This window comes from Vibrio sp. TMPB1044, from assembly GCF_030442075.1.
Classification (GTDB): Bacteria; Pseudomonadota; Gammaproteobacteria; order Enterobacterales; family Vibrionaceae; genus Vibrio; species Vibrio satsumensis.
Genome location: NZ_JAUJED010000014.1, coordinates 209,439 through 235,092 on the forward strand (window position 1 = coordinate 209,439; position 25,654 = coordinate 235,092).

The 25,654-nt window shown below is 43.0% G+C and carries 24 protein-coding genes; 6 read left to right on the top strand and 18 right to left on the bottom strand.

From position 1 onward, the window contains the following. Window positions 1–2: 2 nt before the first annotated feature. From QQ041_RS09145 to QQ041_RS09155, 3 genes are all read right to left on the bottom strand, one after another. Entirely contained in the window at window positions 3–953 is a 951-nt protein-coding gene (locus QQ041_RS09145) for an iron chelate uptake ABC transporter family permease subunit (protein WP_285953676.1), read from the bottom strand. Beyond that, on the bottom strand, window positions 946–1,899 hold the full coding sequence (locus tag QQ041_RS09150) for an ABC transporter permease (RefSeq protein ID WP_146490802.1): 954 nt from the start codon (window positions 1,897–1,899) through the stop codon (window positions 946–948). The genes QQ041_RS09145 and QQ041_RS09150 overlap by 8 nt, the downstream gene beginning before the upstream one ends. A gap of 99 nt (window positions 1,900–1,998) precedes the next feature. Then, complete coding sequence (locus tag QQ041_RS09155) at window positions 1,999–2,931, bottom strand: siderophore ABC transporter substrate-binding protein (protein WP_285953677.1); 933 nt, start codon at window positions 2,929–2,931, stop codon at window positions 1,999–2,001. Window positions 2,932–3,898: 967 nt separating this feature from the next. Between QQ041_RS09155 and QQ041_RS09160 the strand changes: the two genes are divergently transcribed. Continuing rightward, window positions 3,899–4,108 (top strand): hypothetical protein, encoded by a 210-nt coding sequence (locus QQ041_RS09160; RefSeq protein ID WP_004731601.1) that lies wholly within the window; start codon window positions 3,899–3,901, stop codon window positions 4,106–4,108. Between the two features lie 236 nt (window positions 4,109–4,344). Here the strand turns inward: QQ041_RS09160 and QQ041_RS09165 are convergent, their stop codons facing one another. After that, window positions 4,345–4,938 (bottom strand): hypothetical protein, encoded by a 594-nt coding sequence (locus tag QQ041_RS09165; protein WP_146490804.1) that lies wholly within the window; start codon window positions 4,936–4,938, stop codon window positions 4,345–4,347. A gap of 642 nt (window positions 4,939–5,580) precedes the next feature. On the opposite strand from QQ041_RS09165, the gene QQ041_RS09170 reads away from it, so the two are divergent. Beyond that, the gene (locus QQ041_RS09170) at window positions 5,581–6,120 is read left to right on the top strand and encodes a DUF3332 domain-containing protein (protein WP_285953678.1); all 540 of its coding nucleotides are present in this window, start codon (window positions 5,581–5,583) and stop codon (window positions 6,118–6,120) included. 78 nt (window positions 6,121–6,198) lie between these two features. Here the strand turns inward: QQ041_RS09170 and QQ041_RS09175 are convergent, their stop codons facing one another. The 4 genes from QQ041_RS09175 to QQ041_RS09190 are packed head-to-tail and all read right to left on the bottom strand — an operon-like array spanning window position 6,199 to window position 10,112. Continuing rightward, the gene (locus QQ041_RS09175) at window positions 6,199–6,858 is read right to left on the bottom strand and encodes an ion channel (protein ID WP_285953679.1); all 660 of its coding nucleotides are present in this window, start codon (window positions 6,856–6,858) and stop codon (window positions 6,199–6,201) included. Next, window positions 6,859–7,959 (bottom strand): AI-2E family transporter, encoded by a 1,101-nt coding sequence (locus tag QQ041_RS09180; protein WP_285953680.1) that lies wholly within the window; start codon window positions 7,957–7,959, stop codon window positions 6,859–6,861. A gap of 22 nt (window positions 7,960–7,981) precedes the next feature. Then, complete coding sequence (locus tag QQ041_RS09185) at window positions 7,982–9,001, bottom strand: DUF2955 domain-containing protein (protein WP_285953681.1); 1,020 nt, start codon at window positions 8,999–9,001, stop codon at window positions 7,982–7,984. After that, the gene (locus tag QQ041_RS09190; RefSeq protein WP_285953682.1) at window positions 8,991–10,112 is read right to left on the bottom strand and encodes an HlyD family secretion protein; all 1,122 of its coding nucleotides are present in this window, start codon (window positions 10,110–10,112) and stop codon (window positions 8,991–8,993) included. The genes QQ041_RS09185 and QQ041_RS09190 overlap by 11 nt, the downstream gene beginning before the upstream one ends. A gap of 159 nt (window positions 10,113–10,271) precedes the next feature. Here QQ041_RS09190 and QQ041_RS09195 point away from each other — a divergent pair, with 159 nt between their 5' ends. After that, complete coding sequence (locus tag QQ041_RS09195) at window positions 10,272–11,267, top strand: AraC family transcriptional regulator (protein WP_146490810.1); 996 nt, start codon at window positions 10,272–10,274, stop codon at window positions 11,265–11,267. A gap of 45 nt (window positions 11,268–11,312) precedes the next feature. On the opposite strand, the gene QQ041_RS09200 is transcribed toward QQ041_RS09195, so the two are convergent. From QQ041_RS09200 to QQ041_RS09230, 7 genes are all read right to left on the bottom strand, one after another. Next, window positions 11,313–12,344 (bottom strand): sensor domain-containing diguanylate cyclase, encoded by a 1,032-nt coding sequence (locus QQ041_RS09200; RefSeq protein ID WP_285953683.1) that lies wholly within the window; start codon window positions 12,342–12,344, stop codon window positions 11,313–11,315. 118 nt (window positions 12,345–12,462) lie between these two features. Next, window positions 12,463–13,377 (bottom strand): Solitary outer membrane autotransporter beta-barrel domain, encoded by a 915-nt coding sequence (locus QQ041_RS09205; protein ID WP_353057834.1) that lies wholly within the window; start codon window positions 13,375–13,377, stop codon window positions 12,463–12,465. A 528-nt stretch (window positions 13,378–13,905) separates the two neighbouring features. Then, window positions 13,906–15,195, bottom strand: a complete 1,290-nt coding sequence (locus QQ041_RS09210; RefSeq protein WP_285953685.1) for a carbohydrate porin — start codon at window positions 15,193–15,195, stop codon at window positions 13,906–13,908. 122 nt (window positions 15,196–15,317) lie between these two features. Next, a complete protein-coding gene (locus tag QQ041_RS09215) occupies window positions 15,318–15,983 on the bottom strand; it encodes a DUF3299 domain-containing protein (RefSeq protein ID WP_285953686.1) in 666 nt (221 codons plus the stop codon). A gap of 86 nt (window positions 15,984–16,069) precedes the next feature. After that, window positions 16,070–17,446 (bottom strand): amidohydrolase family protein, encoded by a 1,377-nt coding sequence (locus QQ041_RS09220; protein WP_285953687.1) that lies wholly within the window; start codon window positions 17,444–17,446, stop codon window positions 16,070–16,072. Between the two features lie 256 nt (window positions 17,447–17,702). After that, window positions 17,703–18,683 (bottom strand): helix-turn-helix transcriptional regulator, encoded by a 981-nt coding sequence (locus QQ041_RS09225; RefSeq protein WP_353057835.1) that lies wholly within the window; start codon window positions 18,681–18,683, stop codon window positions 17,703–17,705. A 179-nt stretch (window positions 18,684–18,862) separates the two neighbouring features. Continuing rightward, window positions 18,863–19,291, bottom strand: a complete 429-nt coding sequence (locus QQ041_RS09230; RefSeq protein ID WP_285953689.1) for a PACE efflux transporter — start codon at window positions 19,289–19,291, stop codon at window positions 18,863–18,865. Window positions 19,292–19,430: 139 nt separating this feature from the next. Between QQ041_RS09230 and QQ041_RS09235 the strand changes: the two genes are divergently transcribed. Then, window positions 19,431–20,333, top strand: coding sequence for a LysR family transcriptional regulator (locus QQ041_RS09235; RefSeq protein WP_285953690.1), 903 nt, complete (start codon window positions 19,431–19,433; stop codon window positions 20,331–20,333). A gap of 405 nt (window positions 20,334–20,738) precedes the next feature. Next, on the top strand, window positions 20,739–21,083 hold the full coding sequence (locus tag QQ041_RS09240) for a thiamine-phosphate diphosphorylase (protein ID WP_146490886.1): 345 nt from the start codon (window positions 20,739–20,741) through the stop codon (window positions 21,081–21,083). Between the two features lie 122 nt (window positions 21,084–21,205). On the opposite strand, the gene thiE is transcribed toward QQ041_RS09240, so the two are convergent. Then, window positions 21,206–21,823 (bottom strand): thiamine phosphate synthase, encoded by a 618-nt coding sequence (gene thiE / locus QQ041_RS09245; protein ID WP_285953691.1) that lies wholly within the window; start codon window positions 21,821–21,823, stop codon window positions 21,206–21,208. 262 nt (window positions 21,824–22,085) lie between these two features. Between thiE and QQ041_RS09250 the strand changes: the two genes are divergently transcribed. Next, the gene (locus tag QQ041_RS09250) at window positions 22,086–24,029 is read left to right on the top strand and encodes a methyl-accepting chemotaxis protein (protein ID WP_285953692.1); all 1,944 of its coding nucleotides are present in this window, start codon (window positions 22,086–22,088) and stop codon (window positions 24,027–24,029) included. A gap of 124 nt (window positions 24,030–24,153) precedes the next feature. On the opposite strand, the gene thiM is transcribed toward QQ041_RS09250, so the two are convergent. Both thiM and tenA read right to left on the bottom strand, forming a co-directional pair. Beyond that, window positions 24,154–24,939 (bottom strand): hydroxyethylthiazole kinase, encoded by a 786-nt coding sequence (gene thiM / locus QQ041_RS09255; protein ID WP_285953693.1) that lies wholly within the window; start codon window positions 24,937–24,939, stop codon window positions 24,154–24,156. Between the two features lie 29 nt (window positions 24,940–24,968). Then, complete coding sequence (gene tenA, locus QQ041_RS09260) at window positions 24,969–25,649, bottom strand: thiaminase II (RefSeq protein ID WP_146490818.1); 681 nt, start codon at window positions 25,647–25,649, stop codon at window positions 24,969–24,971. Window positions 25,650–25,654: the final 5 nt, after the last annotated feature.

Below are 25,654 nucleotides of genomic sequence, written 5' to 3' on the forward strand. Positions count from 1 at the left end.
CTTTACTGAATTCTGGTGCGTAACAACAAGAACATAAAATACAAACCACCGACCAAGTTAATGATCACACTCACTGTGGTTTCAAACGCCATTACTTTTTCGATAAACCATTGGCCTGAAACCAATAGCACTACCGCTAACAAACTGCTTGCGATGATAAGCACACGATGTTGATAAGATTTGAATATCTGACGAGCTAAGCTCACGGTGATTAAACCAAAGAACAGCACGGGGCCAACCAAAGCAGTCGATACCGCGACCATCACTGACACAATAACCAAAGTAATCTGAGTCAGTCGCTTGGTGTTCACACCCAAGCTTGTTGCGTTATCAACACCAAGCCAAAGTACATCAAGCTTAGGAGCCAACAGCCACAGGCCAAGTAAGCTCAAACCCAATGGAATAAGGCTGAGATAAACCAGTTCTCCTTTCACATTATTGAAGCTTGCAAACATCACATTCTGCAGCACTGCAAATTCATTCGGATCAATCAACATCGCTAGGAAGTTTGAAAGGCTAGAGAATACGCTGCCACACACGATGCCAATCAGCAGCAATGTAAACACGTTGTTTCGCTTACTCTTGAAGTAGAAATGGAACAGAGCAAACGAGAACAAGATCATCACGGTCACAGACATCGAAAAGTTTGCGATTGAATCAATCACCCAAAAACCAGCACTGCCGAACACAAACAGAAGTACCGTTTGCACCAGCATATACAAGCTGTCAAAACCCAAGATGGATGGGGTTAGAATTCGATTATTAGTGATGGTTTGAAAAACCAGTGACGACGCTGAAATTGCTACCGCCGCCAATACAATCGACAGCAATTTGGGTAGTCTCAGAGACAAAAAGAACTCGTAGTTATCCCACGTTAGCCCCTGTCCCACAAAAACGGCCACCATACACAAAGACGCGATGGCCAGAATCGCAATTTTTACTGAATCACGCATTCGACTTGTCTCTCATGATTAGGTAGATAAAAATCAAGCCACCGAAGATGCTGATTACCATCGAGATTGGAATCTCATAAGGGAAGATGACGATTCGAGCTAACAGGTCACAAGCCAACACCAAGATAACGCCCCAATAGGCTGTCCAAGGTAGGATTTTCTTCATGTTGTCGCCCATCATCAGGGATACAATGTTTGGCACGATAAGGCCAAGGAAAGGGATGACACCAACAATCATCACTACAGAAGAAGCACAGATAGCCACCAACGCAACACCAATGAAAACGATCTTCTGGTAATTCAGGCCGATGTTTTTTGCAAAACTCTCGCCAATGCTCGCCGCACTGAACTGACTCGCGAAGTAGTAAGCCAATATACAAGCAGGCACTGCGAGGTAAAGAATTTCATAGCTGCCTTGCAACACACTCGCAAAGTTCGCCATTGTCCATGCCGACATGGTTTGTACTAAGTCGTACTTATAAGCAATAAAGGTTGTTAGAGACGAAACAACGTTGCCATACATGATGCCAATCAAAGGCACCAACACCGCATTCTTGAACTTCAGGTGTTGTAGAAAACGGACCAATAGCATGGTTCCGAAAACCGCAAACGCGAAAATGAAACCTAAGTAGCTCCATTGCGCTGCATTGCCTAGCACTAGAATACCGACTATGTACCCAAGCATGGCGCAGTCAATGGTGCCCATAGTCGAAGGCGCGGCAAACTTATTTTGCACGATCTGTTGCATGATCAAGCCAGCGACACTCAAGCCCGCACCGGCAAGCACAATCGCGAACAATCGAGGGATTCGACTAACAACATAAATAGAGTTGGCGTGTTGGTTGCCATTGAAGAAGTCGCTAAAACTGATCTCAGCGACTCCAATCATCAATGACATAACGCATAACACAACAAGAAATACAGCAGCGGCAATGGGTTTCAACATAGAAATAATACTAAAGGTAGGGCTCTTTGAGTCCGTATGAAAAGTGAAAAAGGGCTTATAAGAACGCTCTTATAAGCCCGAAAATCTGATGATTAGTAACTATTGAATCGTACGCTCAATATCACCTAACATTCGGTGAATCGCTGTCACGCCACCACCAGCCAAATACCAAGCACTTGAATCAAGGTAAACGATGTTGCCTTGCTGCGCCGCAGGTGTCGCCGCAACTAATGGGTTATCAAACAGCTGTTGTGCGCGACCTTCTGATTTGCCAATCGCTTTTTCGCGGTCAAGAATGTAAAGCACTTCAGGTTTTGCGTCAGCAATGTATTCGAACGAGATTAGGTTGCCGTGAGTCCCTTTAATTGGAGCCACTGTCGCACTCTTTGATTCCACGAAACCAAAGTCATCAAAGATGATTGAGAAACGGCTGCCTTTGTTAAACATCGCGATGTTGTTACCGTTGTTCATTAGCATCATTGCTGAAGTTTCGTCAGACGCTACTTTGTCATTTACAGCAGTGATTGAACCTTGAGTCTCTTTAATGATCGCTTCTACTTCAGCTTGCTTACCAAAGATGTCACCTAGCGCGCGCCAGTTTTGCTGAGCATCAGCCCAGTATTTATCACCTTCAATAGAGAACATGACCGTTGGAGCGATTTGTGCCAGCTTGTCGTAAACCTTAAGCATGCGGTTTTCCGCGATAATGATGTCAGGCTTCAACATGTAGATAGCTTCAAAATCAGGTTCACTCAATGATCCTGTATTTGCTGTCGTTTCTTTGTACGAAGCTAGGTAATCAGGCAGCAAGCTATGAGGCGCACCAACTGGCTGTACACCAATTTGTTCAAGCACATCCAAGCTACCAAAGCCAAGTACTACAACGCGCTGTGGTACTTCAGTAAACTGCGCCGTGCCCTTTACGTGTTCAATGGTCACGGTTTTCGCTTGAGCGGTCATCAGGAATGATGATGCAAGAACGATGGCAAGCCCGCTTAACAACTGGCGAACTGAATTGATTGTTTTCTTCATGTTTCTTCCTTTGCCATTGATACTAACCACCACTCATGACAATGAAAGTCACATTACTCATAGGTGAGCATGAGGCGTACACAACGGCTAAATAACGATAATTTAAAGTCTGTCATTACTTTGATAACAAACCCGTAACGCAAGTGAGAACTATTATCAATTATATTTGCGTTAAACTGGAGACACAACAACTTTATTATTCAGAAATGTAAAAGTGAGTATTCATATTATGCGTAGGAGAGATATTAGGAATCAGAAATAGCAAAAGGACGTGCAGAGGAAAATGATCATCAATCTGAAGAATAAACTGATGGGGAAAAGTGCCCGCCCCCCCTGTAATTACAAAGCTAAATCACAGAATTACGACGTTCAATCTCCTAATCACAACGCTAAACCTCAGAGTTACGAATTGCAATTTACAATGTAAAAATTATATATAACAGAGACTTAACAACCACTAAATTAGCTGAGTAAATAAAACCACTAATGACAAAGAACACGAAGCGGTGCAAAGCCAAACATCGGTCAGGTATCATGGTGAATTACCTGTCCTTCGCTCATTTAACTCTCAATAAGCGACGGAAAATCATTCAAACATATTTTTAAATTAAATTAAAAATAGGGTTGCAATTCAAAAAACTAGGCGTATAGTGCCTCACTTGGCTCTAATCTATAGAGCTGTTAATGCTAAAGTAAGTCCAAGTTCCTCAAAGACAGTTCTCGATTTCCTCGTTACACCATCTCTGCGTCAGCTTTCACCTAGATAGTCATTCAATAGCTTTTAAATTCGATCCTCACTACCGATCTATCGTCATTCGCTCTTTTGTTAGCGAAGTCAAAATAGATCGATCACTTAAATATAAATGTAATAAACACAAGGCACAGTTATGTCACGCAGAACAACACGACAAACCCATTGGTACCAACTATCACGCGACAAATCAGTCAATAAACTAAAAGGTAATAAATGCTCAAGATTAAAATAGACTTACACAAAGAAGAAATTTCATGGGTCACAGAGATTCGACAGCTCAATAGCGATATACTCCACCGCCACATATTGCCCAAGCTACAACATCACAGTTATCTCATCGACTTTGAATTTAATGAACGAGAAAGCATCGGAACTATTGTTTCAGGCAACGGAAACACCCTAGGACATTTCACACTCCTATAGCATTTCCCATAGGCTACAAAAAGAAACACCGTTTAGTCCCAAAGATGTAAAAGATGTCACCCTCAATTCGCTCTAGCAGAACAAAATAGAGTAGAAGTAAAACAGAACAGAACAGAAACCTAGCCCTTTTTGCATTTCACACGCGGCTAACGCTAGCTAGGTTATCGTACTTCTATTGAAACCAACTTATATCAAACTCTGAATCACCAATGAGTCATTATCAGTGCACTCATGGACTAATAAGTTAACGGCATCGACCTTAACTTCTGATCAAGAGTATATAAGTGTTCTGCAGCTTGCATGTGTTGAGGGTAATCACTGAATTTCTCACGATTCTCCTCATTCATCTTACATGTCTCATCCACCAGCATTAATTTCCAATACAGCTTTGTTGTATGCAGCATCGCCAGTAAAGGTTTGAATACCTCTTTTTCATAAGCTTGAATCAATTCTTCAATCAACTCATCACGTTCGTCTTCACTTGCGATTGAACCATTGGTTGCCGACAACACTTTTTGATACTTCAGATTTTGTTGCAGCTTATCCATGACCGTTTGGTTTTCTTCCGCTAACTCAACAAGCTTCGACTTAATAATGTTCACCCAATTCTCTTGGCTAAGAACCCCATCATCGATACTCGCAAAATCTTCGCGTATTTGACGTTCGACGTCTTTTTGAGCTTTCTTCAAAACCGCACGCACCTTTTGGAAAGGCAGCTGATATTCCTTACTTAGCTCGATAATCAGTTTATGAAAACCACCATTTGGAAGGTGTAAGTTTTCCTTAAACGTCGCCATTGCAGCTTCTTGCTGATCGGTAAGGTGAGTCATTCTGTTTCCTATTCTTTTATCACTTATGGTGCTGAACCCACGATCATACCATTATTAGTCACAGTTTTTAGGTAACTTGATGAGTTACACCTAGGTACGTACTTAATTTATCTCTACCCTTTATCTTTTGGCTGGTTTTCACACTATTTGGCACTAAATGGTAAGTTTCTATCGATGAATATTCGTACATTAGTTGCACAGGGTACATCGCCAGACAGGAGTCATTACTTACATATGAAAGACAACCGCGAGAAATGAGAAAACACATGACCTATTCAGAATATAAAGAATCCGATTTGCATAAGTGCGTGACCATTGGTGCAGAAGCAATGCTCTCAATTACCAAATTTGCCTTTAAAGCCACTACCCTTTTATTTCGATTTTTCCGCTGGCTTATCGTATCGGCTTATACCTATGTGATGAAGTGATCCTTTATTGGAGTCGTTGTTTTCATTACAACTTATCTAAACACCAAAAAGCGCACCCTATTAGGGTGCGCTTTTTTTATGTCTATTTCTTTACCTAAAATTTGAGACCAACTTTCTATCATCAGTGGCGTTAAATGGTAAAACTCATAATCGAATAAAAACCATACTACACCTGTTCCAACGAAACAGACTTCTAACTTATACAGGTACTAAAATGAAAAAGATTGCACTTAAAATTGTAGGACTAACGGTTTTGGCTTCTGCGCTAACTGGTTGTATCGGCAGTAACGCCGTAACAGGGAAAGTAATGAAATTTAACGTTGAAGTTGTCGATAACCGCTATGCTCGTGCAGGTGTAAACTTCTTATTAGCACCTGTGTACGGTATTACAACTGCAGCAGATTACGTAGTATTCAACTCCCTCGAGTTCTGGACAGGTAAAAACCCAATCAGCGGTGCACCACACGTATTCGATACGAAAACTGACACTCACTTCAAAGTGAACGATGACCTTGATCCGAGCCTTAAAGAAGCGCCTGTAGGGCCAATTTCAAACAATCGTACAATTGAAACAGGTGAGATGATTAAGATCGACGAGAACACAGTTCAAATGGACATCGTATATACCTCTGGTGAAACGGCAACTCTGACTGGCATCAAAGATGGTCAAAACGTTAGCTATTACATGGATGGTCAGCTTGTATCGCAAACGACTATCGCTGAATTAGAAAAGATTCAAGGTTCTGAAGCTTAAGATTCGTAGCCCATATAGATTTTTAAGATCGTAAAAATATAACAAGCCCGGCAATTGCCGGGCTTGTTTGTATGTGACCTATTGGGATTGAGACTGTGTAAGTCGAACACTCACCAAACTCGCCACCATGATAGCCAAGTAAAAGCTGCCGATAATGGATTCCATAAACACAAAGAACTGAGCAATAGGCAAAGCCGGTGAAATATCTCCATAGCCAACGGTGGTCAGAGTGATAAAACTAAAGTACATCGCATTGAACAAATTCGTTAACCAGACTTGCTCTTCCAAACCGTAAAATGCACTAGGAAAGATTTCCAAAATCAACAAATAGATAATCGACCAAGCAAACCCCAACAATAAGTAAATACAGATCGATCCGATAATGTGATTGGGGGTTACCGTTTTTGCTTTCATCACCTGTTTTAACGCCGAGTAAATGTGTGAGAACAAGAACACAGCCAACGCCAATAACGTCACTATCGACAGGTTATAACCTTCCAAAAACGAAAATACACCTGATACGGACGCTGTTATCAACAACAGACCATACCAAGATCGATACAAGGCTCGCTCTCTATGGATACCAGCAATTGAGCACGCTAAAGTAATTATGATGAGAAATAGTATTGTTTTCTGACCTTGTGGGTAAAATTGCTGCATCACCGCACAACCAAAAAACAGCACTAACAATGCATAAAACAAGAAGTAGAAGTTGTCGTCTTTCGAGACTGGCTTCATCTATTTTTCCTCTGTCTCTTCTTGGTCTTTTTCAGTTTCTGCTTGGTTTTTATCTTCAAGTCCTAGCCACGCCATCATCAACTCATAGGTCAAACTCAATATCACAGCACCCACGAACAAACCGACGATTCCTGACATCGCCATTCCGCCCAACGCACCTAATAAGATAACCAACATTGGAATGTGAGAGCCACGGCTCAACAGTACTGGCTTCAAGATAGCATCACTACCACTGACTAAAATACACCACACTAAGAACAAGCTCGCCGCCAACGTCGATTCAACGCTGAACATGTAGATAATCGCAGGTAATAGAGCAAGAATCGGTGGAAGTTGGATAATTGCAACTAGCAGCACAGCTAGCGCCCATATGGCAGCGGCAGGCACGCCTGCAATCACCAAACCGATTGCCGACATAATTGATTGAATCACAGCCACACCAATCACACCTTGCACAACACTGCGCACCGTCGATTTAGAGAGCTGCACCAATTCTTCACCTTTACCACCCGTTAAACGCGCCACTAAATGAGTCACACCTGTTTGGCATTTATCAGCATTACTCATGAATGCACCGGCAATGATGGTCGAGATGATAAATTGAATGAAACCACCTCCCAATGAGCCCAGAACCGACGCTGCTTTGGTCGCGAATATTTTCAGCTCTTCCGCATACTTGATGAACACGCTTTCTATGTTGGATGAAGCGTGAACTAAAACCGCATAAACTTTTTCACCAATCAACGGAATCTCTTGCAAAGACTCTTTCGGTTTAGGCAAGGACAATGTGCCATCTTGAAGCCCCGTCATCAGGTCAGAAGCACTGGTATAGATACCGGAAGAAAGCGCGGCCAAAGGAATAAACAGAAGAATAACACCAATAAAACTCAGCAATGCACTGGCTTTACCTTTCGATATCCCCGTTTTATTTGAAATCGCCACAGCAACAGGGTACAGCGCAGTCGCAATGATCGCCCCCCACACCACCAAAAGAATGAATGGGCGCAAAATCGAAAAACACCAATACACGAGCATGGCAATCGCTGCAATTTTTATGGCAGCGTCTATCGCCTGTTTTGAAAAATCATCGGTTAACTTCATGAGACGTCCTTGTTAGACAGAATTAAGGCTGATTTTGTAGGAACTTCCAATTCCGAGTTTCTAGGAATAGAGAAGCTAAAATCATATATATGCCAATTAATACTAATTGGAATATGCGTATAAGAGTGTTGCTATCGATGTCGCCTGAGCTCATCAATGTGCTACCAACCAGTACGAGCAACGTACTAAATGCAGTGGCGAAAATCGGCGCTTTTTCGGGAACCGTGTAGATCTTTTTGGCAATCACAATAGCAACCAAGCCTATGAATAAAGAGTAGAAGATAATATTGGGAACAATAGAAAGGATTGAAAAAGCCGCTATCGCGAGTAAACCCCCAATACCATTACTGATCACCAGAAATGCACTCAACTTGACCGACTTTTCCGAAGTAATCATTAGTGACAATAATGCAATAAACATCATGGTTAGCAATGCTTCAGATATCTGAAATATAAAGAAAAAACACACAACAGGATAAGAGATAATCATGGCGCGGAAAGCTGCATACCAACGCTCTCTTCTGTTGAATGGCGCCGACGCAAAGCCGGAGAATTCAGTTTTCGGTTCAGGGAAAAATATATGAACCAGCGCAAAAATAGTCACCGAAACCACACCAGAGGTGGCCAAGCCAGATGCTAATAATACCGAGACTCCAGGGTTATCAATCGCCATAAATGGCAACATCAGTACAGCAATTAATAATATGGTTGCGAACAGATTCCACTTAGGGTCAACAAATAAGTAGTAACCCCAAAGCATCACTAGCCCCACCAAAATCAATAATGGAACTGGATAATGGGTAATTCCTCGCGACAACAATAACCCTAACCCCATGGTCACTACTACCGCCAAAAGCAGTTCATAGACCGTCTCCTTATGAAGGCTTGGTTTATCAATTAGAAACTTAGCGGTGAACACTGGCGCTACAAATGCGAGCGGCCAGTTAATCCACGCAGCCAAAAACACAGCTAACGTAACCCCAACGGTATACCGCAGGATCCGTTGTTGTGTTTGTTGGTCAGGGATCGATTTATCGGACATAAGACAACACGCTAATCAAACGAATCCACACTTTGCCTATTGCGTTGAATACAAAGTTATCACCACTATAAACAATCACATCCGCCTGCCCACCAACTCGGAGCATACCTTGCATCTCATCTCGTTCAAACTCTATGGTGATAGGAAGCATCTGTGTTTGACGTAACCACCCCGTTTGTTGGCTAGCTTGAGCAAGTTTACCTGCTTGATCATTTTGCCCCCAATCAACCCCCCAATCGATGCTGCTCACTCGACCTTTCACAATTTGTCCTGGAGCAAAATCCAATGCCACTTCGACTTCATCACCGACCGTTACGTTGCCAAGGCTATTTTCACGATAATAAGCTTCAATCCAAATATCTTCCGTTGAGACAAAAGTCATGATCGGTTGACCTGCTGAAGCGTAAAAACCTTCAGATAAGCTAAAGTTAGAAACTCCACCTTGTGTCGGTGCGGTAATTACGGTGCGCTCTAAGTTCAATTGAGCTTGTTCAAGAGCCAGCAACGCCGCTTTCACTTGGCTATTTTCTTCACCTTCTTTACCCATTTGTTTCTTTGCACGATCAAGGTCAGCTTCCGCATTCACAACTGCTGCTCGAGACGTCGCTAATGCTGCTCGCGCTTTATCTGCGTCTGATTTAGAAACGACACCTTTGTCGGCCATCTCTAAAACACGCTTTGCTTGTAGTTTAGTATTTTGTCTTTCAACGATCGCTGAAGTAAGTTTCGCTTGAGCTGAAGCAATGCTAGCGGTTTGAGCTCCCACATTTTGGCCTGCAATCTCTAGATTTTGCTCTGCTTGTTGTACGGCAATTCGGTAATCAGACTCATCCAAAATGGCTAACTTATCGCCTTGATTAACCAGTTGGTTCGGCTGAACTAAGATATCTAGCACTTTACCCGACACCTCAGGCTTTATAGGAACGATATAGCCCTTTACACGAGCATTGTCAGTAATAGGGATGATGCGATCTGAGATAACACTGAAGATCAACATAAACGCCACAAATAACAGTAGGTAATTTGTTATCTTTCTTACTTTGTCTTTTCCATTTGTTTGTTCGACAACTTCTTCATTGGCTTCTTGCTTGCTCCCTTCAACTTCTGACATGGGACTCCCTTCTAGATAACTAACATCAATAAAATTAATACTTTAAAAATAAACCTAGCAATGGAAAACTCAAGTAAATAAGGTTAGATTTAGTAAATAAAACGTTGCAAATGATATGCTCGTCTAATAATGCGACAATATATACAGGATTGTATTCTCATGACCTCTAGTCACTACCAAGTACCGGTAATACAAACAAGTTATGCTAAGATCTTAGTCCAAATCTTCACTGACTATGGATTAGACCTACACAAGCTACTTGAAGACTCGGGCTTACCACCCGATCTGATTGAATCAGAAAGTGACTTTGTACCCTCAGAATCAATCAAGCGACTGATTTATTTGACCTCATCACAACTAGGCGTATCTCGATTTACGGACATACTTGGCCTTGCCTTTAGGCGAAGAATCATCCCATACGTCTTGCATCAATTTACCGAATTTGAAACCATTGGAGATTCGCTAAAGCATATCAGCACGATTTTCTCTTATGATTCTCCCGGCAGTAGAGTCGACTTCATTCAAGAACACGGACAGAGTTGGTTTTGTCGAACTGCCCCCGCAGATAATTCACCCATGTCCCAATGGGGAGAGGTATTTGCTATCACTTACATTATTGAACTAATAACGATTCTCTCTCAGTCACCTTGGCAGCCAAGCAAAGTACGTTTACAAGGACATGACACTGATATCGTCAAAACACTGCTTCCAAGTCACTGTCAGCTTTTTGTTGACCATAATTCAACCGCTGTGATGATCCCTGATGAGATCCTACAACTACCCATTCGCCTTACTGCCAAAGACTTAAGCAATAAGCCCGCGATCATTGAGTGGCACACCAGCTTTACCGACAGCGTTTACGAATTACTCAAGCCCTATATGAAAGAGCAGGACCTCTCGCTTGAAGAAGCTGCAGAGCTTCTTAATTTTTCCGTGAGAACGTTTCAACGAAAACTCAAAAATGAAAACACCACCTATCGAAAAATCAAAGAGAACCTGATGTTTTCCGTTGCGTGTGAATTGATGGAAGAAGGCCATACTCTGACTTATATTTCGAGCCAATTGGGTTACACCAATATCTCTCACTTTTCTAGAGCATTTAAGCGAGTTTCCGGCCTTACGCCTAAGATTTATCAACGCTCAATTTCCGCGTAAAACAGTTCTAACCGATTAACCAAGTGCAATTGGCTTCAGATAATCCTAACTGGAACTACACACTCTATTTCGGCCGTTACCTTTTGCACGGTAAAGCGCCCTATCCGCGCTGCGATACGTCGCTTCGGCATACGCTTGTATTTCAGACACACCACTACTTACCGTTAGGTTTAGTGTTGTGTCTTTAGCAATCACTTCTTTTAACCGATACATAGCTTCAATCGCTTCTGACAGGTTGGTTTCTGGCATCAAAATCGCAAATTCTTCCCCCCCAACTCGTGCCACGATATCGGTATCTCTGATGTTTTTCTTCAACAGTTCGGCCACCTCTTTAAGAGCTGTATCACCTTGATCATGACCATGGTTATCATTAATTGCTTTAAAGTGATCCAAATCGATCAGTGCTAAACAGGAGTGTGTATGACCGTAGCGATCAGCTAGGTTTGAGTAGTGACTTAACTCTTTATCAAAGCGGCGGCGATTCCAGCAACCTGTGAGTGAGTCCGTTTCAACCAGTATTCTTAATTGGCGTTCGAGCACCTTACGTCGACTAATATCGGTAAAAGTTACAACGTATTTTTCGTTGTTCGGCAATATTTCGGTTAGCTTTTCGACAACTGCATTAACCGTAAAGTGTTCACCAAGTCGGCTGACACCACTCAACTCACCTTTCCATCTGTGATTTTGCTTAAGCGAGGTCGCAATGGTCGATATCAAACCACTGTTGTTCATAAAACAGAGGTCAGAAATAGGACGAGCTTCGACTTGGTCAAACGCATAACCAGAGACTCTAGAAAACTGCTGATTGACCTGAATGACCCTCAGTTGGCTATCAAGAATAATAAAGCCGGCAACACCATCAATAATCGCCTCAGACAAGCTATTCTTGCTTTGAGTCATTTCATATCGATAAAGACGCGCAGTAATGAAAGTACTGAGCAAAAAGAGCATACATACCGAAAAAGACATGGCTGTGGTAGAAGCGATACTCAGCAACCACAAACTAAATACCATGTTTAGGACAAGTGCCGATACCACGTATAACGGTATTTTTCGGTCAAAGCTTAACTTGTTCATAGAGTGCTCGTGCTATGGGTGAGCGACTATGATGACCAAGTTTACGAGCGAATATTTACCATTTCACGACACATACAAATTAAAATTAGATGAGTACTTTTAAGATTAAATATTTATGTTAATTGTTGAGTAAGAACAGCAAGCTACCACCGCTCAGCGAACTGCCGTAGTTGAAGTTAATCCCAACACCAAAATTATCAAAGAAGTAAGAATCGTAAGGCACATTGAACACTAAACCTGCACCAAACTCATAGTAATAGTGTGTATCGAGTGGGTCAGTAAGATCCCCTGCCACGTCGATTCTTCGCAGGTTATAGTGAATCTGAGGGTTCTTTAACGACCAAGCATCCAGTGCCACATTCTGTCGGAATTCAATTTCATTGATAAAGCGTAATCCTTCTGGATTACCAATGTCGCCATCATTGGCTTCGCCCCAGCCTGTTCCATAGAAATAACGTGCTCTTGATGAGATATTCCAACTTCCCCACTCTTGTTTCTGTAGGTATTGGAGTTTCACCGACGGCTCGCCAATCAGCGCCCATGCAGACGTGTTCAGCGCATATCCATCTAACTGAGATTGAAATGCCTGAGAGTAGCTGTTGTTATATTCATATTTATTGCGGTAATAGAGCAAGTGAGCGCCCAAACCATAAGCAATAGACCAGTGTTGGTTTAAATGATTTTGAACGCCGAAGAAACCATACAAGCCCAATACCGAGTCTTTATTCGGATTAACACGACGGTCAGGAGTCACATCCGATGATATTTCAATATTTTGTTCCGAGAGCGCATACGACCCTCGCACAGACCAAATCAGATCAAGGTCGGGATCATCGGTTTTCATTACAGAAGAATAAGGGATAGAGCCGACACTGACTTGGCTTCGAGTGTCGATAGTTTTATCAGAGCCAAAACCACTGTCGTTCAAGTTAATAAACGAGTTTGGGTCGAAATCCACAAAACCAATTGAGACTGCATCACTGTCAGTAAGCGCTATAGAAACAGCGAATATCTTTTCTAACCGATGTTGAATCGCCTCATTCGACGCATGGGCCGAGGATGAAAAAAACCAGTTAAGATCAGAGCAATGGAAGAGGAATACGGCGATTGGGGTGAAAGCATTAAGTTGACTCCATTCAAACTTATGCTTCAAGTGTAATTGGTAACTTAACTATTTCAATCAGAGAGTTAACGGTGTGGTTGATACTGATCTCAGTTCCAACTGTAAGAGCGTTGCCAAATCTATGGCTCCCCAAAGTTCTTCTACATCTTGGATTCTAAAATGAATAATCATATGCGCCTCTGTCTAAATTGGAGTCTTATCTTGGATCATTCTTAAAACCCTTACTTACCATAATGCGCCAAACCGACTTTAAGACCTGTCGAGTTACGTGGTTCTCGTCGGGTTAAGATTTGTGATGTTAGAAGCCATAAATATCTTGTTCGGTGACACCCTGAAAACCAAGAAAGCATAACCTTTATGTCTAAAAACCAAAGACAAAAAAGTGAGCCTGATTAGGCTCACTTTTCTATATCCAAATCTGATTATAAACAAGGAGAATTAGATAAAGATTCTTGCACGAACACCGAACACCCACGCGCTGCTTTCATTGGAGAACGCTGGATCTTTAATGTATTGAATATCAGGTGTCACTTGGATGAAATCGTTGAGTTGCATGTTGTAGTAGAGTTCTGCGGTAAACTGTTCACCGTCATTACCATACACACCAGTCGAAATGCCTTTTAGTGCGTACTCATTTATTTCCGACCAGTTAACCGCAAAACCAAGGTTGTTCTTTTCGCTTCCTAGGCCAAAATAGCCAACACCGACACTCAATGAGCGTTCATACAGAGCAACATCTCCATCAGAAAAACCACCTCTCACAAACGGCATTACTTGAGGTGTGACAAATTGACTCCATGAGAAGTTAATACCTTTACCAGATTCACCTCCGCCTGTCGCATCAGACAAGCTATGACGAGTACCACCATCAAAGTGCCACGCTGTAATGTGGAAATTATCAGTGAATATTTGGTCTTGCGATGCTGTCCAACCGAGTTCTAGCGTGGTGAAAAAATCACTCTCATCAAATAATGTACTGAGGCCATCAAAGATATCGTCTGATTTTCCGTTGGCGTCGGCGATACCCGCAATCACATAGTAATTGTCAGTCAGCATATGCCCAGCAGAAAGGGCTAATACACCATCATCAGGTAACCCCATCGCTCCAGCTCCAGTCGAAAATGCAAGGTTGCTAAAGCCAGACCATGGGCTCGCTAATGCGTATGTGTCCACATAGTCGGTAACATCCTGCCACCCAGCGATAACTGAGGTTTTACCTCCATTAAACTTTTGTTTCCAATGCAAATTGGTGACGCGGAAGCCTTGGTCGCTAAAGGCAGAGCCAATCATACCTACATAACCTAACCCTTCTTTGGTACCGTTATTGAACAATCGGTCAGTATCATCAATGAAGGCTAAATTTTTGGGTGCTGAATCAGAATAGGCATGGCGATGTTCGACTTTCCATACTATTCCGCCTGTATTACCCGTCTCTTTGCCTACCAAATTCCAAGAGCCATAAAACCTCGCAACACCGGAAGAGGCATCAACATCGTTCCCCATAGACCCATTGCTAGAGGCTAAACCCAAAGCGTTATAATCTGCTCCAAATGTAATGCCATCATCGGCCAACGACTCCCTCCAAGATTTCTTTTGTGCTTTCTGTTCTGCAATTGTATTTTCAACAGAGTCAGGGCCTTCGAAGTTGGCGCCATAAACAACGCCGCTCATTGGGCTAACCGCCATCACAATTGCCATACTTACTTTAGATAATCTTGAATTCATCATGTCACCAATGCTTTTTAAGTTAGTTTTATTTTAGTTATTACTCACATTGAAAATTGTCATTTGATGACACGGAGCTATTTAAATACTTCCTACAAGATATTGGAGCCTACTAAATACACTCGTTAAGGCTGATATTGTTCGATACCGTCCGCTTTCATCGCATATACCGACTGCACGTTGGCTGCACCGTCAGAGTAATTCACATTTTCTTTCGATTGGTGTCCTATTAACTGCCCTTCAACCCAAACCGGTGTCATTAAGCTCACCAATTCAATGCCTTGCGGGTAATCTATCAGCACCAGTTGATTCGCAGGAGGGGGGGGAGTATGGATACAAGCTCCTGCAGAAGGCACTAAGAAGAACTTAGTCACCTTGGTGCCATCCATTTCAATCGGAGTGATATAGCCAGGGATTCGATGCTTACTGCCTACAACCTCATTATTTGGTTTAGAACCTAACGCTTCTCGTTGCTTCATAATCTGCTCACGAGCAACAAACAGCGCTTCAACATCGACGTCCTGTTTTTTGAGCCTTTCTGTTACTTCCACTATTTCCTGTTTTGCTTCGTCACTTGCGACAAAACCATCTTCAGTTTGCGCGTCTTTAAAACGAGCAATAGTCGCCATGTCGAACATCTGATTTCGGTCGAGCTTTTGAAATGGGTCTTCTATCAGCTCCATGCTTGGGATTAACTCGTCCCAGTATGTAACCTTCACTTCGTTAGCTAGTGATGAAAACGACAAACAACACAATACAAACAGCGAACAGATTGGCTTCAAAATAACCATGAAACTTTACCTCACAAAAACATCGTTAAGCGAAATTAGGTAGAGGAGGAAATCCCCTACCTAACTATTAAACATCAAATCAAAGATTACATTTCGTTGCGGTATACAACGCCATCTTTCATTACCAATTTAATCGTATCGATAGTCTTGTATTCAGGGTCAGCGTCAAACCACTCGGTGGTCGCACCTAATACCGTCATGTCTTCCAGTGGATTACCATCTACCAGTAGAATATCTGCAACGGCATCCTTTTCGATGACACCTAACTTACCTTGGGTTGTACCTCTAGGACCTGACATCGCTAACATTTCACCAGCTGTAGATGTCATTTGTTTCAGCACTTCGAAGTTGCTACCAAACGCTTGTGTTCTCCAGTAAATTTCGTAACGACGAGCTCGCTCAGCATCCGAATCTGCACCTACATAGTCTGATGCAAAAACAACCTTCACGTTGTTTTCCAGTAGGCGTTGACCGTAGTCGCCATATTGCTCTTGAAGCTGAGCAACCATAGGCAGTTTTTCTGCAGGCATAAGCGGATTCTTTGCTAGATCTGGTGATAGACCCCACATCTGTGGAACAACGTATCCGCCCTCTTTTGCAATTCTCTTCATCGTGTCATCATTAATAAAGAATCCGTGCTCGAAGGTTTTAACACCACAATCAAGCAGACGATTTACCGAGCGGTCATTGAATGTATGCGCAGCAACATAAGTGTTCCAATCTTTTGCTGCTTCAACGATGGCACAGGTTTCGTCTACCGAGTATTGAGTTGTATCAATCGGGTCAAATCGAGATGAACCACCACCACCGGCCATGATCTTTATCTGAGTAGCACCATTGCGTAAGTTCAGTCTTGTCGCTTTGAGTACTTCAGGCACGCCATCGGCTACAGCGCCAATGCCCATTCTTTCGAAGTTAGAAATATCCCCTACCGAATTAGGCGTGAAACCGGGATCACTTCTATCTCGGAAATCACCATGACCTGATGTTTGAGAGATAAATGCGCCAGACGGATAAATTCGAGGGCCAACAACATTGCCACTCTCAATTTCGCGAGCCAAACCGAAGGCAGGTCCGCCCATGTCACGAACGGTTGTAAAACCATCATCTAAGTAGCGCTTAGCCACTTGCGTTGCATGAATAGAGATGTCAGTGAGATCTTTATTGGTTTCGATGTCACCAAAATTATAGTTAATCATAACGTGGGCATGGCCATCGATTAAGCCAGGCATTAACGTTTTACCCTCACCTTCAATGACAGTAGCTTCACCAGCTTCAATTGGGTTTGCCGAAATTTGTTTGATTAGATTATCTTCAACCAGTACGTGATGATCTTCGTACAATTTATTTTCTGTGCCATTAAAAATATCAACATTAGTAAACAATGTTGACGCTGCATTTGCAGAAAGAGCAAATGAACACGAGAGAGCAACAACAGAGAATTTTAAACCTGCATTTTTCATTTATACACCTTGATTCCGTTTATGAGTGGAGTCCACTTCCCATAACGATTCCGTAACTACTAATGAGTGTTATGAGGTTTCAAAGGTGCTTTTATTGACCACGAAAATCGCAAAATCTAAGCAAAAATCGAGGAAAAAACAACTCATCAACATTCAATAACTTAGTAGACATACTGCCAGTATTCAAGGTTGATAAATTGCCATTTGGTGACAATAAATAAAGATGTATCTGGGCTCCGGTTTCTACATAAGGAATTTAACAGTGCTCCTTTCTGTACTGTCTTGGCGTCATGTTCATCTGCCTCTTAAAAGCTCGAGTGAAGTGAGATGAATCGGAATATCCCATCTTCGCGCCTACTTGAGTGATCGATAGATCGGGCTGCTTGAGCAATTCTAAAACCTGATCTAGAACCATCTCTTCAATCAAGGTTTTGTAGACCACTCCTTCACTTTCCAGCCGACGCTGGATCGTTCTGACATGAATATTTAGAATCTCAGAAGCCAAGCTAATCGGGAGCTTTCCCATGGTGAGATAAGGCTTTATCACCAACTTGAAGGCATTGAGAAATGTACTAGGTAAAGGGGCTGTTGGCTCAAGTGCCTCGGCAACCTTTGGCAAGACAATTGGCTCAAGCATGATATCTTCTGGAATTTCGAAAGCCGTAACAGGCCTGTGCGTGTAAAACTGAGCATTCCCCATTTGTGGCAAAGATTGAAAGCAATCAAGGTCATCGCTCTGAATACCCACTTCAGAAGGCTTCCAGCGCCCTTGTGTTAATACTGAAAGTAACTCGTTGATAAAAATCACAGAGAACAGCTCTGCAAATTTAAACCAAGGTGCATTAGTAAACGGCTTCTCGCGTACAAACCACCACTTGCCACCAGAATGCTTGGTATAGACAATCGCACCATTGGAAATGAGCTTTAACTGCTCGCCAAACTGGTCTAGCGCACTTTTTAACGAATCTTGCTGACTTAATTTAGCCACAAACCTGGGCACATAGGTTTGCTTGCAAAAGCTCCACATAAACAGCGCAAACTCTTCTCGTGACGCCGACTCCCCCATAATCTTGACCACATTTTTAACGGTTGTCTCAGGGAGATAATCGTAATGTTCATTGTTGGTAAGAATGTCATTAGGAATTTTAGCGCAGCGTAGCAAAGTGTAGATTTCACCATCGATATTTTTGAAAAGCTCAGCAAAAAGCTCGACTTCTTTCTTATCTACAACCGTCATTTGAAGGGTATTGGACATCCTTTCCTCTTAATCTGTTCTTTCACGAACTCAAATTATCACCTTATTTAAGATAGCAGAATAAATGACGAGTGACCTAGGTTTACTAACCGAATACCTCCGCTAAAATAACGAATAAACAAACGGTTAGTATCTATAATCACGTTGATTCAATGAGCAATTTATTGAACCGCCAAATCAGCTTTTCGTACCCAGAATGCACGCGCATGATCGTAAATCAGGTTAAACACAAACGCGTAAATGGTAATAAAAATGGTCACGCCGATATCCATCAAGAACGCCTGCCATATACCCACGTTAAGTAAGTAAGCCATTACCGGGATAGTCGCTATCAACAGTCCAGCTTCGAACAGCACCACGTGAAAAATGCGTAATTTCAGAGAACGCTTGGATTTTTCACCCGTGAAATAGCGATCAAAAATGCGGTTGAAACAGTAGTTCCACATCATCGCGATGGTCGCAACAACTATCATTGTTCCTGATAAGGCATTCACATCGTGATCGGTAAATATCGCTAAGCCGATTATTGAAAGCGTTACGGCTAAAACTTCGAATAACACTGAGTGAAACACTCTTTCTAAGGTACTCATACATTCCTCTAAATAATCTAGTAAGTGTTGGATTAGGTAGGATTATGTCATCCGAAATAATAAGAGAAAGTTAACAGCCATCACGAATAGTGATAGCCTAAACGTTATCACCCTTATTTAGTATTGAGCGAGAGATAGCATGTACAGTTTTGAGCAACTAAAAGTCTTCGTCACTGTGTGTGAAAGTGGCTCTTTCTCTGCCGCGGCACGCAAGCTGAAACGTGCACAGTCTGGAGTAAGCCAGTCGATCGCCAACCTAGAAATTGCCATCGACCAAGAGCTGTTCAACAGAGAGAAGAACATCCCCGTTTTAACCTCCACAGGTAAAGCGTTATTGCCTGTCGCCAAGTCGATTCTCGACCAGCAAAAGTACTTCGACCAAAAAGTAGAATCGCTGACCCAAGAAGATGAGCATGAACTGATCATTGCGGTTGATGAGAGCATCATTGATAAGAACTTCATAAAGATAATCAGCTCACTAGCTGATCAATTTCCAATTACTCACTTCGATATAATTACCGCTTCTACCTTCGATGTTGAGGACATGGTGAGGCGTGGAAAAGCGCAGATTGGCATCATCTATGCGGATGGTGAACTTAAGGTGGATATGGACTTTTTCTTACTTGGCCAAGCACGCTTTCTCACTGTCAGTTCTGCCACGCACGAACTAAGTCAAATGCCCGTTGTGCAAGATTCCGATTTAAAACGTTACCGCCAATGCGTGCATCGCAGTTCAAAGCAACGCGAACTGTGGTTCACCTACGGAATTAGCTCCATGCTTTGGTATGCCAACAATCACAAAACCATTATTGATCTCGTTGAACAAAATATTGGGTGGGCAAATGTACCTGAAATGATGGTGATGGAAAGCATTCAAAAAGGCGATCTTGTGGCGTTACCTGTCTCGCACGAGCATGGTGGTTGGATTACTCCTGTGGGTTGTTTGGTGTCTCGTAGCCACATCAATGGCCCTGTTCTCACCAGCCTTATTGAAAAGCTTAAGGGACACTCACTGCAATACAATCAATGGCAAGCAAACTAAGCTCCCTAATCTTCAAACATCGTCAGTTCAGAGATTCAATATCGGCGTGGAACTCACCACTGCTACCTCATTTCTGCTTATCTTGCCGATAAATATCTTTGTCGTGTGGATAGAACACCCTAGTTGATGTCCAAAAGTGACCTAACTACACTGCGATCCCAACGGGTTTGTCTTTTCAAATGAATTTAGACAGACCCAAATCGCTCTTTAACACCACTGACCCAACTTCAAATCTCCCAGATAAACGCCCTGCCTTGCAGTCGCTTATGCCGGTTTCAAATAGATCACTTTTTGAATATTAATTCGCACCCAGTTTATGAGCGCTCTTCAAGTGCTTTTCTATATCTAAATGAACCTTTTGGAAAATTTGTCGTGAACGTTTTAAGAAATATTTGCCCTGAAAAAATGGGTAAAGAGCGTAACAAACGAGAGTATGATTTACGCGTACTTAATTGTGTCAGTGAAAGCGAATATGAATCGCGTATGGCGGTTTGGAATAGCCTAGCGTTAACTGTTACTCCGTCTGCTTCGGAAACAAAGGGCTTCATCGATGAGTCTTTCAACAAGCTTCAGCAAGACCTGAAAGAAGCTAGCCGTGAGTTGTCGATTAACTACACGGACTTCATCGCAATGGCACATGAAGAGATCAACTACATTAAGGTGTTTGTTGCTGATAAAACCGCACAATACGGTTGGTACGCTGCGATCGTTCTTATGATCATCGGCACCGTTGCTCTGTGCATTCAGTAAACCAAACCCTATGTTAGATAGAGCACCTTAAATGCTCAATCGATAAGCACATCTAGCACAGCTCTGTGTTTTCACTAGAAAACAGATGACTAACCTCATTTGTTTTCTAGTCTATAGCCCCTTCACTCTTCCATTAAAAATAGCAAATCCCGTGTCGCTTGTTTTGGGCTTTCAGCGTGACATATCGCTGATACCAAGGCCAATCCATGAATGCCTGTCTTAACCAACTGCGGAATGTTCGACTCGTTAATTCCACCGATACCCACAATCGGCAACTTCGTTGTTTCCAAAGCCATTTGAATGCCTTCATAACCCCAATGTTTCTTTAGATTCGTCTTGGTCGGCGTGGCAAAAAGGGCACTGAGTCCAATATAATCGATCGGCAAACTGTCGGCTTGTTGTAGCTGCTGTTCAGTTTCAATTGATAACCCGAGAATCTTATCCGGGCCGATCAACTGACGAGCTAGCACTGCAGGCATATCCGATTGCCCCAGATGCAAACCATCGGCGTCGACAGCCAATGCAACGTCCACTCGGTCATTGATGATCAGCGGAACACCTGAACCAACCAAAATCGACTTAACAGCTTGTGCTCGTTCAATGAAAGCTCTCACATCCCCATGTTTCTCTCTCACTTGGACCATAGTGACACCACCAGCGACCGCTTGTTCAACCACGAACTTAAGCGTTTCTAAATCTTGTTGGTCATCCGTTACTAAGTAGAGCTTATAAGGGTTCATTTCGTACCTTCGGAGTCGATGTCTAAAATTGGCGTTGCACCATTTTACCGACAAATCGCATCATGTGCATGGAAGTTAATACTAAATTAGCTCACTTACACATGTGTCATCAAATACGCAACTCGTTGAAAGCATGTCGAAAAACCTGAACTTTTTAACGAAAGCGTTACTTATTACACAAAGTGTTCACTTCGAGCATGCCCAGAATGCTGTTTTATGGAATACTCCGCTGTGAAGGAATCAGGTAAATATAGGGATAGTTATGCGCCACCTTTCTATAGCGCTCAAGATCAAGCTGGGTTATGCCATCTGCTTGCTCTTTTTCGTCATTTCAGGCTTTGTGAGTTACAAAGGTATCCAAACCTTGTCGAACGGCTTCAGCCAATACAGTGAATTCAGCCATAAAGCGACACTCTCAGGCAACATTCAAGTGCACTTTCTTCAGATGCGTTTAGCCTCTGAACGTTACTTAGAGTCATTGGATGAACAGTACGAAACGAATTATCAATCAAGTAAACTTGCGATTGATGATCTGCTCAAAAACTTAATCCAATCCACCACCAAAACCGATAGCCTAGCTAGCTTGCAGCTCGTGCAAGACAGCGTGGCGGCCTTTGATGTGGCTTATGGATCAATGAAACAAAGTGAGATCCTCATTGACCAACTGGTAAACGTTGAGATGGTCAAACGCGAAACCAACGCACTGAAAGCTGCTCAGAGCTTGTTGTATGAGTCTTACAATAACAACGATCCAAACGCGAGCTTATACGCGGGCATGTTGATGGAGAACTTCCTCGCCGCCAAGATCACAGTGCTGAGCTACTCAAACAACAACGACCTTAAAACCTATGAAGCGGGTAAAGACATTTTTGAATATGCTCTACCAGGTATCGAAGGCGATATTGAATCTCTCAAATCATCACCTTATCAAAGTGAGCTGATTGAAGACTTCTCGAACCAACGTAAAGCGTATGCAAAAGGCTTTGAGCAAGTTCATCAACAGATGATTGAGAACACGCAAAGAACCGCTACCCTCGCCTCTATTGGTGACAGCTTAGCGATTGCGGTCGCGGATGCTCAAAGTATTCTCGAGCAGCAGAAGCAAGCGCTCACGCCAGTGCTACAAGCCAGTGAGAAGCGATCGATTCAAATCATCATCTTGCTAACGGGTGTCGCTTTGGTTATCGGCATGACGAGTGCCGTGTTGGTGACTCGCTCTATCACCAAGGGTATTGCACAAGTTAAGCAGATCACCAATGAGCTTTCTCAAGGTAACCTGAATGTTGAAGTAAACATTGAGAGCAAGAACGAGATTGGCGAGCTACTAACGAACATGGAGATCACCATTGAATCTCTGCGCGATATTGTTGGTCAAGTGAACCGCTCTAGCGTGCGTATTGGCGAGATGTCCAAATCACTCAATCAAGTGACCAATAACAGCTCGACTAACGCAACACAGTTGAACTGTGAAATGATGAACATCTCATCCGCGGTTGACCAACTGGCTTCAAGCACATCAGAAATTGCTTCAAGTGCTAACCACGCCTCTCAAGTCGCAAATCAAGCGACCGAGAATGTGGCTATGGGACTTAAAGAAGTAGACAAGACACTGCATGAAATTGGCAGCGCCGATGAAAGCATGCAAGTCAGCAGCCAGAAAGTGACTGACCTACACAAAGAGTCGATGAACATTGGTGCCATTCTTGAAGTAATCAAAGGCGTTTCTGAGCAAACCAACCTACTAGCGTTGAATGCCGCGATTGAAGCTGCGCGCGCTGGTGAACAAGGTCGTGGATTTGCAGTAGTAGCCGATGAAGTAAGAACCTTAGCTAAGCGTACTCAAGATTCGGCAAGCCAGATTGATGAACTCATCACCTCGCTACAACGTGGTGCTAAAGATGCATTAGAGTCTATCAAAGAGAGCCACAGCACGGTTTCCGATGCTTCAACTCAGGCACAACAAGCTTCTCAGAACTTGCATGTGATCAACCAACATATCCAAGATTTGAATCAAGCCAACAGCCAAATCGCAATATCCGTCGATGAGCAAGATTGCTTAACAAAATCACTAGGTGAAAACGCGCAAGGGGCCAATACCATCTCGCAAAGTAACCAAGAGTCTGTGAGCAGCATTTCAGGTGCAGCGAGCGACTTAACTGAGGTTGCTCATCACCTAGAGAGCCAAGTGAATCGATTTAGAACTTAGCTAAACCAGACTTAACACAACTGGCGTAGTTCCGAATCAGAATAGAAAGCCCCCTACACATAAGTGTCGGGGGCTTTTCTTTAAGTTAAGAGCTATAAGTTAAGCTCTTGTCGCTAGATTGAGCTTACTGAATCTTCAAACGTTGAATCAGAGTCTCTTCGTCTAACTGGTATAACTCATCAAGCAAATTCATTTGCAAGCTACCCGGGCCGCGTGAGTTTTCAGCTGCGATTTCACCAACCACGCCTAATACTGCCGCAGCAGCCAAACCACTTTCATCACCAACAGCTGCAAATGCTCCCGCCAATGCGGTTAAGGTACAACCCATGCCTGTCACATACGGCATCATTGGGTGTCCATTATTTAAGGTCACCACGCTGTCTTTAGTGACAACGTAATCTGTCTCACCAGAAATCACCACATTTGCACCGTATTCAGCCACTAAACACTGCGCTGCGCCTAATGCTGCATCACTGCTATCTAACGCATCAACACCTTTGCTTTGTGCTTGCTCGCCCGCAAGAGCAATAATCTCAGACGCATTACCACGAATGATCAACTTGTCAGCTAAGCGTGCAATTTCACGAGAAGTCTCGGTACGCAGCGTACTTGCACCACAACCCACAGGATCAAGCACCACAACCTTGTTGTTCGCATTCGCTTGTTCAACAGCAAAACACATTCGTGGTGTCCAAACGCTGTCGAGCGTGCCGATGTTGATCACCAAAGCGCCAGAGAAAGACATCATCTCTGCCAGTTCTTGCTGTGAGTGCGCCATGATAGGCGAGGCGCCAATCGCCAATAACGCATTGGCCGTGTTGTTCATCACTACATAGTTGGTGATGTTCACAACCAACGGTTTTTGTTCTCGTACTGCACGCAGCGATTGGATAATTTGTTCGGTTAGCATGGGGGAATCCTTATTCGTGAAAGTCGCTTTTAAGCCGCTGTCGAGTCAGTAAGTGCATTCAGACCTTGCTGCCAGAAAGCCACTTCCATACGTGTTGCCGTTTTGAAGATATGAACGATGTTCTGACCGCGTTCGCTGTTAATATCAATTTCAGCCAGTAGCTGATTGAAATACTCAGCACCCGTTGCCACGCCAGATTGGAACTCTTCTCCGCCGTAAAGCTGCAGCCAGCTCGCGTATGGGTTGCCTTCCAAAACAGTATCGCTGCTTTCTAATAGCGCTTTACCAATCACGGCATAACCAATTGAACACGGAGCCAATGCCGCATAAAGATCGACAAGATCACCTGTCATACCCGCATCTAGAACGTAGCGTGTGTAAGCCACAGTGCCGAAATCTTCAGGTTCATTTTCCAAGTCAGATTCCGTTAAACCCCACTGACCACAGTAAGTCACGTGGTGTGAAATTTCAGAATCTAACAGCGCATGAACACTTGGCAATGCACGACGCATGTCAGCCAAGGTTTTGGCTTTGTAAATCGCTAACGCGTATGCACGGGCATACTGTTTTAAGAACAGAAAATCTTGCTTCAAATAATGCAGAAAACACGGCTGAGCGAGAGTGCCATTTGCCAGCGTTTTAACAAAATCATGCTCGGTGTAGTCTTGCCAATCTTGCTGACAGGCTTGGATTAAGTCTTGGTATTTCATGAGAT